Origin of the sequence: Streptomyces sp. NPDC050263 (assembly GCF_040655955.1) — a bacterium.
Taxonomy (GTDB): Bacteria; Actinomycetota; Actinomycetes; order Streptomycetales; family Streptomycetaceae; genus Streptomyces.
The window spans coordinates 22,898-36,424 of the sequence record NZ_JBFAKW010000031.1 but is presented as its reverse complement, the minus strand read 5'-3'; the positions used below and the strand labels follow the sequence as shown (position 1 = coordinate 36,424).

11 protein-coding genes are annotated in these 13,527 nt (G+C 70.9%); 4 read left to right on the top strand and 7 right to left on the bottom strand.

From position 1 onward, the window contains the following. Positions 1-51: 51 nt before the first annotated feature. From AB0J04_RS16795 to AB0J04_RS16785, 3 genes are all read left to right on the top strand, one after another. Positions 52-945 carry an ABC transporter ATP-binding protein gene (locus AB0J04_RS16795; protein ID WP_363169189.1) on the top strand — a complete coding sequence of 298 codons (894 nt, stop codon included), beginning with the start codon at positions 52-54 and terminating at the stop codon, positions 943-945. Then, positions 942-2,504 (top strand): ABC transporter permease, encoded by a 1,563-nt coding sequence (locus AB0J04_RS16790; protein WP_363169188.1) that lies wholly within the window; start codon positions 942-944, stop codon positions 2,502-2,504. The genes AB0J04_RS16795 and AB0J04_RS16790 overlap by 4 nt, the downstream gene beginning before the upstream one ends. A gap of 74 nt (positions 2,505-2,578) precedes the next feature. Next, complete coding sequence (locus tag AB0J04_RS16785) at positions 2,579-3,214, top strand: ABC transporter (RefSeq protein WP_363169187.1); 636 nt, start codon at positions 2,579-2,581, stop codon at positions 3,212-3,214. A 112-nt stretch (positions 3,215-3,326) separates the two neighbouring features. Here the strand turns inward: AB0J04_RS16785 and mshD are convergent, their stop codons facing one another. After that, positions 3,327-4,253, bottom strand: coding sequence for a mycothiol synthase (gene mshD / locus AB0J04_RS16780; RefSeq protein ID WP_363169186.1), 927 nt, complete (start codon positions 4,251-4,253; stop codon positions 3,327-3,329). A gap of 248 nt (positions 4,254-4,501) precedes the next feature. On the opposite strand from mshD, the gene AB0J04_RS16775 reads away from it, so the two are divergent. After that, positions 4,502-6,304 carry a bifunctional metallophosphatase/5'-nucleotidase gene (locus AB0J04_RS16775; RefSeq protein ID WP_363169185.1) on the top strand — a complete coding sequence of 601 codons (1,803 nt, stop codon included), beginning with the start codon at positions 4,502-4,504 and terminating at the stop codon, positions 6,302-6,304. Positions 6,305-6,520: 216 nt separating this feature from the next. On the opposite strand, the gene AB0J04_RS16770 is transcribed toward AB0J04_RS16775, so the two are convergent. The 6 genes from AB0J04_RS16770 to AB0J04_RS16745 all read right to left on the bottom strand — a co-directional run bounded on the left by AB0J04_RS16770 (position 6,521) and on the right by AB0J04_RS16745 (position 13,329). Beyond that, a complete protein-coding gene (locus tag AB0J04_RS16770; RefSeq protein WP_363169184.1) occupies positions 6,521-7,297 on the bottom strand; it encodes a response regulator transcription factor in 777 nt (258 codons plus the stop codon). Between the two features lie 47 nt (positions 7,298-7,344). Next, the gene (locus AB0J04_RS16765) at positions 7,345-9,441 is read right to left on the bottom strand and encodes a pectinesterase family protein (RefSeq protein ID WP_363169182.1); all 2,097 of its coding nucleotides are present in this window, start codon (positions 9,439-9,441) and stop codon (positions 7,345-7,347) included. A 74-nt stretch (positions 9,442-9,515) separates the two neighbouring features. After that, the gene (locus tag AB0J04_RS16760) at positions 9,516-11,003 is read right to left on the bottom strand and encodes a HAMP domain-containing sensor histidine kinase (RefSeq protein ID WP_363169181.1); all 1,488 of its coding nucleotides are present in this window, start codon (positions 11,001-11,003) and stop codon (positions 9,516-9,518) included. After that, positions 11,000-11,737, bottom strand: coding sequence for a response regulator transcription factor (locus tag AB0J04_RS16755; RefSeq protein WP_363169179.1), 738 nt, complete (start codon positions 11,735-11,737; stop codon positions 11,000-11,002). Before AB0J04_RS16755 ends, AB0J04_RS16760 begins: the two co-directional genes overlap by 4 nt. Before the next feature lie 129 nt (positions 11,738-11,866). Further along, positions 11,867-12,076: a hypothetical protein gene (locus AB0J04_RS16750; protein ID WP_363169178.1), complete on the bottom strand. Its 210-nt coding sequence runs from the start codon at positions 12,074-12,076 to the stop codon at positions 11,867-11,869. A 65-nt stretch (positions 12,077-12,141) separates the two neighbouring features. Beyond that, on the bottom strand, positions 12,142-13,329 hold the full coding sequence (locus AB0J04_RS16745) for a trypsin-like peptidase domain-containing protein (RefSeq protein ID WP_363169177.1): 1,188 nt from the start codon (positions 13,327-13,329) through the stop codon (positions 12,142-12,144). Positions 13,330-13,527 lie beyond the last annotated feature (198 nt).

Here is a 13,527-nt window from a genome sequence, read left to right as displayed (position 1 = left end):
TCCGCCCCTGCCCCCGCTCGCCGACCGGACTCGGACTCCCAGGAGCCCCACATGACCACCGCAACGAACAACGGCCCCGGCCCCGGTCCCGCCACGCTGACGGCCACCGACCTCTCCCTGCGCTTCGGCGGGACCCGCGCTCTCGACGGGGTCTCGCTGCGGCTGAGCCGTGGGGTCACCGGACTGCTCGGACCCAACGGCGCGGGCAAGACCACCCTGCTGCGGGTGCTGGCCACGGCCGTGCCGCCCGACGGCGGGGGGTTCACGGCCCTCGGCCACGACCCCGGCACCGCGGCCGGCCGCCTCGCGCTGCGCCGCACGCTCGGCTATCTGCCCCAGACCCCCGGGTTCCATCCGGACTTCACGGCCTTCGAGTTCGTCGACTACGTGGCGATCCTGAAGGAGCTGACCGACCGCGGGGCCCGGCTGCGCGAGGTGCGGCGCGTGCTGGATGCCGTCGACCTCTCGGAGGTGCGCGGCAAGCGCATCAAGCGGCTGTCCGGCGGCATGCGGCAGCGCGTCGCGCTGGCCGCCGCGCTCGTCGGCGACCCCGGCTTCCTCGTGCTGGACGAGCCGACCGTCGGCCTCGACCCCGAACAGCGCATGCGCTTCCGCGAGTTGATCGCCCAGGCGGGCGAGGGCCGCACGGTGCTGCTGTCCACGCACCAGACGGAGGACGTGGCGATGCTCTGCCACCGGGTCGTGGTCCTGGCCCACGGCCGTATCCGCTTCGAGGGCACCCCGGCCGAGCTGACCGCCCGCGCGGCCGGCCGGGTCTGGAGCAGCACGGAACGCGATCCGAAGGCCCTGGCCGGCTGGCGCACCGGCACCGGCGCCTTCCGCAACATCGGCGACCCGCCGACCGGCGCCGATCTCCTGGAACCCACCCTGGAGGACGGCTATCTGCTCGCCCTCGACGGAGAGAGCGCGGAGGTGACGGCATGAGCATCGCGACCCCGGCGCGCCCGGAACCGGTTCCCACGCTCGCCGAGCCGCGCCCTCCCGAGGGTCGCCGCGGCGGGGCCGTCCTCGCCCTCGTCCGCTTCGAGGCCCGGGAGCTGTTCCTGCAGATCCCGATACTGCTCAACTTCGCCCTCTACGTGGGCTTCGTCGCCCTGCGGCTGATGAGCAACGACGGCATGGACGACTACCCCGTCCTCAACACGGTCGACCGCCGCACCCAGATCGCCCCCCTGCTGTTCGCCATCGCCGTCCTCATCTGCACCAACTCGGCCGCGCTGCGCTCGCGGAAGCGGGGCACGGTGGAGCAGTTCGCCGTGCTGGCCATGGAACCGTGGCGGCGCACCCTCGCCCATGTGCTGTCCGTGGTCCCGTGCGTGGCGCTCACCGCGCTCGTCGTGGCGGCCGAGTACACCCGGGAGGCGCTGAAGCCCGGCGCGATCGGGCACGGCTCGTTGGGGGAACTGGCCGTCGCACCCCTGAGCGTCCTGCTGGCCGGCGTCCTGGGAGTGCTGCTGGCCCGTCTGCTGCCCTCCCCCTTCGTTCCCATACTGTTCGCCATCGCCTTCTACATGCTCGTCGTCATCGCCTCCGCGGCCATGGACGCGGGCAAGTGGGCGGCCTGGCTCGCCCCGATCCTCTTCACCACCGACTCCGGCGGCGACCCGGTCCCCGCCGACCTGCTCGGACGCCCCGCGGACTGGCACGCGGTCTACCTGGCGGCCCTGTGCGCCCTGCTGGCCTGCGTGGCCCTGCTGGTGAGCGGCGGCCGCACCCGAGCCGTCAAGGCGGCGACCGCCCTCGCCCTCGCGGTCACCGCGGTCGGTGCGATCGGTCAGATCCCGCGCGACACGGCGGCCCTGGAAGCGGCGCGCAGGACAGCGTCCGAATCCCCCCAGAAGGTCCAGTCGTGCTCGACGTACGACGGCTCGACGTACTGCTCGTTCCCCGAGTGGAGCGGCGTGCGGTCGGACTGGGCCGGGGTGGCCGACCGCGTCCGGTCGCTGGCGGGAGGCACGGCCGCGCAGGCCGCCCTGACGGTCCGCCAGCGCATCGACGTCAGCGGGGGAGTGGAGGTCGACGCCGCCCTGGACGCCTCCACCACGCCCGACGAAGTGACGGTCGGCACCCGCTGGGGCGGCAACCGCGTCCCGGAGTTCGCGGTCGGCGTCGCCACGGTCCTCGTGGCGGGCACGGAGAACGCGACGGAGCAGGAGATGTGCCGCGACGCCCGACCGGTGACCATCATGTGGCTGGCCCTGGGCAGCGACCCCACACCGTCGGAGACGTTCCAGAACGTCCGCCTGGACGACAGCACCGAGGGCTCCGGTCTGGCCCTGACCCCGACGAACCCGCTGAGCATGACGGCGAACCAGACGACGGTCGTCCGGGAACTCCTGGCCCGCCCCCGCGCCGAGGTGACGGCCCGCGTCAAGGCGCACTGGGCGGAACTGACATCCAAGGCGACCACGACGGCCCAGGCGGCGAAGCTGCTGGGGGTCCCGGTACCGAAGGAGGCGGAAGAGTGCGACGCATCGGAGTAGGAAGAGTCCGAGCAGGAGGCCGGTGGGGCTCGCAGGCAGCCTCGGGAGCGCTGCTCCGCTCCCTGGTGCAGCCGGTGTGGCGCAGTCTCCCCTGGCGGGCGCTGTCCACGGCCGGCGGGCTGGGCCTGCTGCTGGCGGGCACGACACGGCTGTCGGACCACGCGCCGGACGCCGACCTGGGGCGGTTTGTCCTGCGCCTCACGGCCCTCAGCGGCGCACTGGGCCTCGCCTTCCTCCTGGACGACCCGGCCCGGAACACGACCGCGGCCACGCCCCTGGGCCGAGCCCCGCGAGCCGCCCTGCGCCTGGCCCTCGCAGCCCCCCTCGCGGCCCTGTGGTGGACGGCCGCCCTGCTCCTCCTGCCCGCCCCGACCCGCCCGGCACCGGGCCCGGCCACGCTGGAGGCCGCGGCGATGGCCGTCGGCGCCCTGGCCCTGGCCACGGCCGCGATCCGCTTCACGGACACGGCGGAAGCAGGCAGACCCACGGCGATCTGGCTCGGCGTCGCGGCCGCGCTGGCGGTACTGATCCCGAACCGCTGGGGCCTGCTGGGAACGCCCCAGGACCCCTACTGGGCGGCGACGCAGGTGAGATGGGCGCTGCTGCTGGGAGCGACGGCGACGCTGAGCGTGCTGTGGACTCCGGAGCCTCTGAGACGGAGGCAGCGGAAAGCCGGCCCGTCTGGGGGTTCCCTCTCCGGGGGAGCCTGAGGACAAGGCTCGTTCAGGGCCGAAGCGGGGGTCCGGGGGCGGCAGCCCCCAGGGACGGCGACCTCGACACCGCCCACCCGACAAGCAGCCTCACCTGCAGCCTCACCTCACCTCACGTCTCCGTCCGGTACATGAGGTCCGTCTCGTGGGTGACGAAGCCCAGCCGCTCGTACACCGACACCGCCGCCTTGTTGTCGGCATCGACATACAGCATCGCCGTAGGCAACCCCTGCGCCGCGAGATGCCGAAGGCCGATCGTGGTGAGGGCCTTGCCGAGCCCACCCCCCTGCGCACCGGGGGCGACGCCGAGGACGTACACCTCGCCGAGCCGCTCCGCGGCATGGACCTTCGTCCAGTGGAAGCCGACGAGTCGCTCGCCGTGGAAGGCGAGGAAGAAGCCGGCGGGGTCGAACCAGGGCTCGGACTTGCGGTCGTCGAGGTCGCGCTGGGTGAGAGAGCCCTGCTCGGGATGGTGGGCGAAGGAGGCGGAGTTGACGGCGAGCCAGGCGGAGTCGTCCTGCCCGGGGACGAAGGCACGGACTGTCACGCCCGCGGGCAGCACCGGCTGGGGCAGTTCCAGGTCGGTCAACGGCCGCCGCATCTGCCGCAGTTCGCGGAACAGGCTCAGCCCCAGGACCTGGGCGAGGTGCCGGGCGGCGGCGTGGCCACCGTGGGCCCAGACCCGAAGCCGTTTGCCGGAGGCGGCGAGCAGGGCGGAGCCGAGCGCCCGGCCGTGCCCGTGGCCACGGTGGGAGGGGTGGACGACCAACTCGGCGGCGGGGGCCTCGACCGGGTCGGTGTCCTCCAGCTGGGCGTAGCCGACGAGCGTGTCGCCCACGGTGAGGACCAGATGGGAGACCCCTTCGCGGGCGCCTCCGCGCAGTTGGAGCCGGCCCTGTTCGGACACCGCCTGCTGGCCGTCCGCCCGGGCGGCCTCCGTGAGCAGGTCGAGGACGGCCTCGGTCTGTTCGGGGGTGAGCTCGGAGTGGGTCTCGATCGATCGGGAGCCGGGGATCCGTGCGGTGTCGTCGCTGGTCATGCGTACGAGGGTAAGGGGCGGGCCGCACAAAGTGGCGGCAAGAGGAAAGGCGGAAAGCTACGGTCCGAAATGGCAAACCGGAGGGCAAGCGGAGGGTAAAGGGAAACCAGGATGTAACCAAGAACCCCCTGTCGCGCTACGCGCGTTGACCCTAGGCTGCGCCGGACGGGGCCACTTCCTCATACGTCTCTCGGGTCGGCCCGGCCCGGGGGACGCAGACACCACAGGCAGACACCTCAGGGGGGCGCATGCCAGCCACTTCCCAGCCGCATCCGAACGGCAGACGTCGTACGTACCGTCTTCTCACGTCGGCGGCAGCTCTCGCCACCGTCGGGGCCATGGCCGCCGCGCTCCCGGCGGACGCGCACGACAGCAAGCACTCCAAGCCGCTGCCCAGCCGCTACCAGGACGTGCAGCTGCTGTCCTTCAACGACCTGCACGGCAACCTCGAGCCCCCGTCCGGCTCCTCCGGCCGGGTCACGGAACTCCAGGCGGACGGCACGACGAAGACGATCGACGCGGGCGGTGTGGAGTACCTCGCCACGCACCTGCGCGAGGCCCGCAAGGGCAACAAGTACTCGGTCACCGCGGCCGGCGGCGACATGGTCGGCGCCTCCCCGCTGATCTCGGGCCTGTTCCACGACGAGCCGACGATCGAGGCGCTGAACAAGCTCGACCTGGACGTCACGTCGGTCGGCAACCACGAGTTCGACGAGGGCGCCAGGGAGCTGGGCCGGCTGCAGAACGGCGGCTGTCACCCGACCGCCGGCTGCTACACGGACAAGAAGTTCAAGGGCGCCGACTTCCCCTACCTCGCGGCGAACGTCCTGAACGAGAAGACCGGCAAGCCGATCCTCAAGCCGTACTTCGTGTGGAAGAAGAAGGACGTCAAGATCGGCTTCATCGGCGTGACGCTGGAGGACACCCCCGGTGTCGTCTCCGCCGAGGGCGTCAAGGGCCTGAAGTTCAAGGACGAGGTCGAGACGATCAACAAGTACGCCAAGGAGCTGCAGAAGCAGGGCGTGAAGTCGATCGTGGCGCTGATCCACGAAGGCGGTCTGCCGGCCTCCGCCTCGTACAACTACAACTGCGACTCCCCGGGCGCGGGCGACGGCATCTCCGGCCCGATCGTCGACATAGCGAAGAACATCACGCCGGCGGTGGACGCGCTGGTGACGGGCCACACGCACGCCGCGTACGCCTGCACGATCCCCGACCCGTCGGGCAAGCCGCGCACGGTCACCTCGGCCGCGTCCTTCGGTCGTCTCTACACGGACACCACGCTGACGTACGACCGCTTCACCGGTGACATCGCGCGTACGGCGGTCAAGTCGGCGAACCACGTGGTCACCCGGACCGTCGCCAAGGCGCCCGACATGACCGAGCTGATCAGCAAGTGGAACACGCTGGCGGCGCCGGTCGGCAACCGCGCGATCGGCTACATCTCCGCCGACGTCCCGAACACGGGCACCGAGTCCCCGATGGGCGACCTGATCGCGGACGCCCAGCTCTGGTACGGCAAGCAGCTCGACGCGGAGACGGACCTCGCGCTGATGAACCCGGGCGGCGTCCGGGCGGGCCTCACCTACGCGGCCAAGGGCAGTGAGGGCGACGGCGTGGTCACCTACGCCGAGGGCTTCACCGTGCAGCCGTTCTCCAACACCGTCAACCTGCAGAACTTCACCGGCGCCCAGCTGATCCAGGTGCTCAAGGAGCAGGTGAGCGGGACGAACGCGAGCGCGCCGAAGATCCTTCAGCCGTCCGCCAACCTGACGTACACGCTGGACCTGACGAAGAGCGGCGCCGACCGTGTCGTCACGGACTCCATCAAGCTGAACGGCGCGGCGATCGACCCGGCCGCCACCTACCGCGTCTCGACCAACAGCTTCCTCGCGGGCGGCGGCGACGGCTTCACCACCCTGGGCCAGGGCACGAACGACCTCGTCGGCACCGACGACCTGACCGCGCTGGAGCAGTACCTGCTCGCCGGCTCCTCGGCGACGGCCCCGCTGGCCCCGCCGACGGCGAACCGGATCACGATCGTGCGGTAGCGCTCACCGCAGTACGCAGTACGCACCGCAGTACGCGGCAAGCCGCAGAGGCGGCCACGTCACCGACGTGGCCGCCTCTTTGCGTTCATAGCCCACCCGCTGCGACGCGTACAGCAGGCTGGTGGAGCCGCGGTCGGGGCAAGCGGCGGACGACACACTCGTACGTCACCGGCGTACGCCTCTGACGTACGCCTCTGACCTGCGGCTCGCCGGACCTCATCCCACCCGCAGCATGTAGCCCAGCCCCCGTACCGTCTGGATCAGCCGTGGCTCGCCGTACTGTTCCAGCTTGCGGCGCAGGTACATGACGTACACGTCGAGGGTGTTGGAGTTGGGCTCGAAGTCGAAGCCCCAGACGTCCTTGTGGATCTGGGAGCGGCTGAGGACCTTGGCCGGGTTGCGCAGGAAGTACTCCAGGAGGGCGTACTCGGTGCGCGTGAGGTCGAGGGGGCGGGCGGCCCGGGTGACCGTGCGGGAGGACAGGTCCATGGCGATGTCATGGAAGGCCAGCCGGGCGGAGGGCCTGCGGGGCGGTGGGGGTGTTCGCCGCCCGGAGCCGCGGCGCAGCAGGGCCCGTACCCGGGCGAGGAGTTCCTCCACGGCGAACGGTTTCATCAGGTAGTCGTCCGCGCCGTTGTCCAGCGCGACGATCCGGTCGCCGACGGCGCCTCGGCCGGTGAGCATCAGGATCGGGACGGTGCAGCCGGAGGCCCGGATCCGGCGGGTCGCGGCCAGGCCGTCCAGGCCGGGCATGGTGACGTCCATCAGGATCAGGTCGGGGGCGGTGCCGGCCGCCCCGACGAGGTCGAGGGCGAGCCGTCCGTTCTCGGCGAGGACGGTCTCGTAGCCCTCGAAGCGGAGAAGCCGGCCGAGTCCTTCGCGGATGTCCGCGTCGTCGTCGGCCAGCAGTATCTTCCCCGCGGTCCCCGCGGTCCCCGCGGTCCCTGTCTCTGACGTCCTTGTCTCTGTTCCCCTCACAGTTCGCATCGCCATCCCCACACGGTGCGGCGAGGGGCTGTGGCAGGGCTGGCAGAGGGATGTCAGGAAGCCGTGGGGGTCCAGTCGCCGAGCCAGTCCGCGACCTCCTGGTCGGCTGCCTGGGCGGCGGTCAGCTGCGGACGGTCGCCGCTCGCGCTGCCCGCGCCCGCGCCGGTGTTCTGGTACTCGGCGAACCGGTCCTCCTTCCAGGAGAAGCCGCCCATGTCCGACCACGGGGTGGACTTGATCGCCGCGCTGAGCGTGGTGCCCCGGACGGTGGTCTGCGGGTCGACGGTCGTGTCGCCGCCGGGGTGCCAGTTACGGCCGAGGTGGAAGGAGCCGGCCGTGACGTCTCCGTTGACCGTGGAGCGGTTGATCAGGATGCCCTTGCGGCCGCTCGGCGTGCTCGGGGCCGTGACATAGCCGGCCGAGGTGCCGTTCCAGCGCTTCTTCAGCGTGATGACGGACTTGTCGACGACGACCGTCGCCCGGCCGAAGACGAAGTCGACGTTGCCGGTGATGTAGGAGTCGGCGATGTAGACCCGGCCGAGCTTGTCCTTGGCGGCGGTCTCCAGCTCCAGGGTGTCCTGGTCGCCGTTGACGATGACCCCGTCCAGGACGATCCTGTCGGCCTGCGTCAGCAGCGCCACCGCCTGGCCCGCGATGTCCTGGTGCTTGGATTCGTCGAAGTCGTTGGTGACGGTGAGGTTGCGCACCTGGGAGTCGTCCGACTGGACGGAGACGGTGGCGCTGCCCGGGGTGCCGTAGGTCCCGGACCCGTCGGGCTTGGTCATGCCGGCCGCGTTGCCGTAGACGATCGTCGTGTCCTTGCGGCTGGCGCCCGAGCCCTGGATGGTGACGTGCGGCTTGTTGGCCGGGACCTTCACGACCTCGCGGTAGGCGCCCGGCTTCACGGAGATCACGACCCGGGAGGGGTTGTTCGCGGGCACGGCGTCCACGGCGGCCTGGACGGTTCTGTACTGGCCGCTGCCGTCGGCGGCGACGGTGAGGGTGGTGGCCGCGGCGGCGGTGGTGCTCGCGGTGCCGGCGGCCGTCGTACCGATCGAAGTCCGGGGGCCCACGCCCGCCTTGAGGAGGGCGGGCACGTCGGCGGCCTTGTCGAGGGTGTACGCGTAGTACGTCCTCGGGTCCCAGGCCGCGCCCGTGCCGCCGCTCTCGTTCTTGCCGGTCGTCCCGGAGAACACGTTGCCGCGCTGGACGAGCGTGGCGGTGGCGTCCCGTACGACGGGGTTGGTCAGGCCCTGGAAGTAGGAGTTCTCCAGCAGCATGTTCGTCTTGCCGCGCGAGTAGTTGCCGTAGGACGACTTGATGTCCGTCCCGGCCACGTCCTCCAGGAAGTTGTTGTACAGGTGCGCGTGGGCGACGTTGTCCGTGGAAGGGTTGCGCTGCTCGGTCTCGCGGATCCAGTTGTGGTGGATCGTGATGTCGGCGGTGGTGTTCTCGGTCCAGCCGATGCCGAACGCCTTGTTCTCCTGGCTCAGCTTGTTCCAGGAGACCGTCAGGTACGTCGTGTCCTTGCGGCTGTCGATGAGCCCGTCGGCCATGTGCCGCAGGTCGTTGTGGTCGATCCAGACGTGGTGCGCGCCGTCCATCTGGATCGCGTCGAAGTCGTGCTCCTTGTCGTTCCAGACGCCCTGGTAGGCGTCCCGGATCGTCAGGTTCCTGATGATGACGTTGTGGACGCCCTGGCCGAGGAAGAAGCCGCCGCCGACGATGTGCCCGGAGGTCCCGGAGCCCACGATCGTCTTGTTCGACTGAACCTTGATCTCTTTCCCGACCGGGTCCATGGTGATGGTCGCCGCGACGACGATGACGTACGGCTCGGCGGCCGTCGCGTACTTCTCCAGGTCGGCGAGGGTCTTCACGGTGACGGTCTTGCCGTCCCGGCCGCCGTAAGTGCCGTTCTGGCCCAGGGCGTCGACCGAGGCGAAGCCGTCGGCGGAGGCGGTGGCCCAGGCGGGCGCGGCGGCGGTCGCGGCCGAGGCCCGCGCCTGCGCGTCCGCGCCGAACAGGCCGAGATCCGTGCCGTAGGCGAGGGACCCGGCGGCGGTGAGGGCCAGCGGCACGCCGACCGCCAGCGCCGTCTTCCTTCTGCGGTGGCGGGGCTTGGCCGTCGACTTGGAGCGGTGCTCGCTCATGCGGCTACCTTTCGTGCGGGTGGGGGAGTCGGTCCTCGCCGAAGTCGCCACCCGGTCGGGAAAGGTTGCCGCGTCTAGGACAGGTCCTGGGGCAGATCCTGGGACAGGTCCTGGAGTGCGGGTGCGGGATCCTCCGGCGGCGGGGTCGGCGCGCCCGGCAGACGGACCGTCGCGACCGTGCCGCCGCCGTCCGCGTGGGCCAGGGTGACCTGGCCGCCGGCCTGCTCCACCGTGCGGGCCACTATCGACAGGCCGAGGCCCGAGCCGGGCAGGGCGCGGGCGCTGGGGGAGCGCCAGAAACGGTCGAAGACGTGCGGGAGTTCCTCGGTGGGGATGCCCGGGCCGTGGTCGCGGACGGTCAGCACACCGCCGGTCAGCCGGACGTCGATCACCCCGCCCTCGGGGCTGAACTTCACCGCGTTGTCCAGGATGTTGACCACAGCGCGTTCCAGCGCGGCCGGCTCCGCCCGGGTGTACCAGGCTTCGAGCGACGCCGTGATGGTCAGCTCGGGGCCGCGCAGCCGGGCCCGGCGCAGCGCCGACTCGACGGTGTCCTCCAGTGAGACCACCTGGACGCGCTCGCCGCGCTGGCCCTCCGAGCGGGACAGCTCCTGAAGGTCGCCGATCAGCGCCGCCAACTCCGTCATCTGCGCCTTCACCGACGCGAGCAGCGCCTTGCGGTCCGCCTCGGGGAGGGGGCGTCCCGTCTCCTCGCTGCGCGTGAGGAGCTCGATGTTGGTCCGCAGGGAGGTGAGGGGGGTGCGCAGTTCGTGTCCGGCGTCGGCGATCAACTGCTGTTGCAGCTCGCGGGAGTTGGCGAGGGAGGACGTCATGGAGTTGAAGGACCGGGAGAGCCGGGCGATCTCGTCCTCGGAGTCGTCCTCGACGGGGATGCGGACGCTCAGGTCCTCGGTGCGGGCCACGTGCTCGACGGCTTCGGTGAGTTTGTCGACGGGGCGCAGACCGGCGCGGGCGACCGCCAGACCGGCGGCGCCTGCTCCGATGACTCCGATGCCGGAGACGAGCAGGAGGATCAGGGCCAGGTCGTTGAGGGTGGACTGGGTGCTCTTCAGCGACACGGCGACCACGAGTCCGACGTTGGGACCGGCCTCCCCGGTGACGGTGGTGGTGGCCAGCGGCTGGAGCATGACGCGCACCGGGTCGCCGTCCTCGTCGGTGCCGTTGCGGAAGTAGAGCTTGTCGGTCTGGCCGTTCTTGATGTCGTCCCGGTCGGACTGCGTGACCTTGACCTTGCCGAGGGAGGCGTCGAGGACGCAGACGGTGCCGTCCTCCTTGACCACCTGGATGTAGTTGTTCCGGTAGCCGCCGTTGTCGCTCTGCTGGGTCTCGGAGCAGGTGTTGAGGGCCTGGTTGATCATCTGCTCGGGGGCCCGCATGCCCCGCCGGAGATCGTTGTTGACCTGCTCGTACAGCTTGCCCTGCACGATGAACCAGCAGGTCACCGAGACCGCCGCCACGGCGAAGGCCACGGCTGCGGCCACCAGCATCGACAGCCGGGCCCGGATGGGCAGGGTCCGGAACCGTCGTACGAGCTTCTTCACTCCGCGCCGCCCTGGCGCAGCACATATCCCACGCCCCGCACGGTGTGCACGAGGCGCGGTTCGCCGCCCGCCTCCGTCTTGCGGCGCAGGTACATCACGTACACGTCCAGCGAGTTGGACGACGGCTCGAAGTCGAAGCCCCAGACCGCCTTCAGGATCTGCTCACGCGTGAGGACCTGGCGCGGGTGGGCCATGAACATCTCCAGGAGCGTGAACTCCGTGCGGGTCAGTTCCACGGGCCGGCTGCCCCGGGTGACCTCGCGGGTCGCGAGGTCCATCCGCAGATCGGCGAAGGTGAGCGCCTCGTCCTCCTCCACCGTGCCCGCTCCGGCGGCCGCCGCGTAGGAACTGCGCCGCAGCAACGCACGGACCCGGGCGAAGAGTTCGTCGAGTTCGAACGGCTTGACCAGGTAGTCGTCGGCGCCCGCGTCGAGCCCGGTGACCCGGTCGCCGACCGTGTCGCGGGCCGTGAGCATCAGGATGGGCGTGGTGTCGCCCGCCCCGCGGATGCGGCGCGCGGCGGTGAGGCCGTCCATGCGCGGCATCTGGATGTCCAGTACCACCAGGTCGGGGTGGTAGGCCGTCGCCTTCTCCAGCGCGTCCGCGCCGTCCACGGCCGTCTGCGTGTCGTAGCCCTCGAAGGCAAGACTGCGCTGGAGTGCTTCACGCACCGCGGGCTCGTCGTCGACGATCAGGATGCGCTGGGTGTCACGGTCGCCTTCGGCGGGGCTCATGGGCGTGGATTCCTCGGGTGCGGTGGGACGGGCGGGAGGCCTGACGTGCGGGCGCTGCTGAACGCCTTCAGCCTCGCATGCTTCCCTCCAGGTGCGTAAAGACCGGGACGGATCGGCAGCGGGGCGGGATCAGCCGCGCATCGCCGCGAGCCGGTTCAGCAAAACCTTGCGCTGGTGCGGGCGGGCTGCCGTGGTGCGCAGGCCCATCAGCTGCGGGGCCGCGACCTCCGGCGCCCGGGTCGGCGCCACCGGCTCGTGCAGTGCGTACGCCACGTCGAGGGCCAGGGCGATGTCCGCCGCGCCGAAACCGGTCACCGTGTGCGAAACCTGCTTGATCATGACGTGCTCCCTGGCTCGGTGAAGTGGCGAAGTGCGAATGAGGTCGGCTGGAAGTTCGAAAGGGGTCAGCTGTCGGAGCCGCCGGCACGGAGGCCGGCCAGGTCCGCCTTGACGGTGTTGATCGGGATGGCGAAGCCGAGGCCGACGCTGCCGGCGTCGGAGGAGGACGAGTCCGCCGCGGCGGAGTACATCGCGGAGTTGATGCCGATGATGTTGCCGCTGGCGTCGATGAGCGCGCCGCCGGAGTTGCCGGGGTTCAGGGAGGCGTCCGTCTGGAGCGCCTTGTAGGTCGTCGTGGACGAGCCGGTGTCGCCGTTGAACTCCTGGCCGCCGAACTGGAACGGCCAGTTGCCCTCGCCGCCGCCCTGCTGCCCCTGGCCCTGGCCCTGGCTCTCGTCCGTCGAGACGGTCACGTCCCGGTTCAGGGCGGAGACGATGCCGCTGGTGACGGTGCCGGTCAGGCCCTCGGGGGAGCCGATCGCCACGACCGTGTCGCCGACCTGGACGCCGTCGGAGTTGCCGAGGGTCGCCGCCTTCAGCCCGGACGCGTTCTCCAGCTCGATGAGCGCGAGGTCCTTCTTGCTGTCGGTGCCGACGACCTTGGCGGTGTACGACTTGCCGTCGCTGGTCGTCACCTTGATCGAGTTCGCGCCCGAGATGACGTGGTTGTTGGTGACGATCTCACCGTCGGTCGTGATGATCACGCCGGAGCCGGTGGACGTCCCGTTGCTGAGCGTGGCGCTGACCTCGACGACGCTCGGGCTGACCGCCGCCGCGATGCTGGCCACGTCGCCCGTCTTGCTGGAGGGCACCACGCTGGTGGTGGTGGACGAGGAGACCACCTCGTCCTTGCCGGTCAGCTCCTGGATGCCGTAGGCCGTGCCACCGCCTATGGCGGCCGCGACGATCGCCACCGCGGCGAGCAGGGCGAGCGGGCCGCGGGCGCGCTTCTTCTTGGCGGGGGCGGGCTCGGCGGCCACGGCGGTGAGGAGAGCGGTTCCGCCGTCGTTGCCGTTGCCGTTGCCGTGTCCGCCGCTGCCCGCGGCCTGCGTCTGCCACACGTGGGTGGGCTCGACGACCGGCTGCTGCTGCATGGGGTGGTGCTGCGCGGGCTGCTGCGGTACGGGCTGCTGCTGTACCGGCTGGTACGCCGGCGGAGGCGGCCACTCCGGGTTCACCGGGGCGGAGCTCGGGGCCTGGTACGGGTTCTCGAAGTTCTCGTACTCGCCGCTGCGGCGGATGCTCTCGGTCATGGAAAGAAGCTTCGCGCCCGACCATGAGAGCTCCCTGAGCGCTCCCTGAGAAGCCCGCCAGAACCTCGTATGCCCGATATAAAGAGGCCCCCAGCAGCTCGCGGGGCCTTCTCAGAGAGCCTTCATACAAGCACTTCAGGGGCGCGGGGGAACTGCGCGACCAGCCACCGACGACCGTGAGACGGACAACGGCCCGAC

Bases quoted from the DNA above. Each gene is read 5' to 3' on its own strand.
- AB0J04_RS16795 (WP_363169189.1), top strand. From the start codon at position 52: ATGACCACCGCAACGAACAACGGCCCCGGCCCCGGTCCCGCCACGCTG.
- AB0J04_RS16790 (WP_363169188.1), top strand. From the start codon at position 942: ATGAGCATCGCGACCCCGGCGCGCCCGGAACCGGTTCCCACGCTCGCC.
- mshD (WP_363169186.1), bottom strand. From the start codon at position 4,253: ATGACCAGCGACGACACCGCACGGATCCCCGGCTCCCGATCGATCGAG.
- AB0J04_RS16775 (WP_363169185.1), top strand. From the start codon at position 4,502: ATGCCAGCCACTTCCCAGCCGCATCCGAACGGCAGACGTCGTACGTAC.
- AB0J04_RS16770 (WP_363169184.1), bottom strand. From the start codon at position 7,297: ATGGCGATGCGAACTGTGAGGGGAACAGAGACAAGGACGTCAGAGACA.
- AB0J04_RS16765 (WP_363169182.1), bottom strand. From the start codon at position 9,441: ATGAGCGAGCACCGCTCCAAGTCGACGGCCAAGCCCCGCCACCGCAGA.
- AB0J04_RS16755 (WP_363169179.1), bottom strand. From the start codon at position 11,737: ATGAGCCCCGCCGAAGGCGACCGTGACACCCAGCGCATCCTGATCGTC.
- AB0J04_RS16750 (WP_363169178.1), bottom strand. From the start codon at position 12,076: ATGATCAAGCAGGTTTCGCACACGGTGACCGGTTTCGGCGCGGCGGAC.
- AB0J04_RS16745 (WP_363169177.1), bottom strand. From the start codon at position 13,329: ATGACCGAGAGCATCCGCCGCAGCGGCGAGTACGAGAACTTCGAGAAC.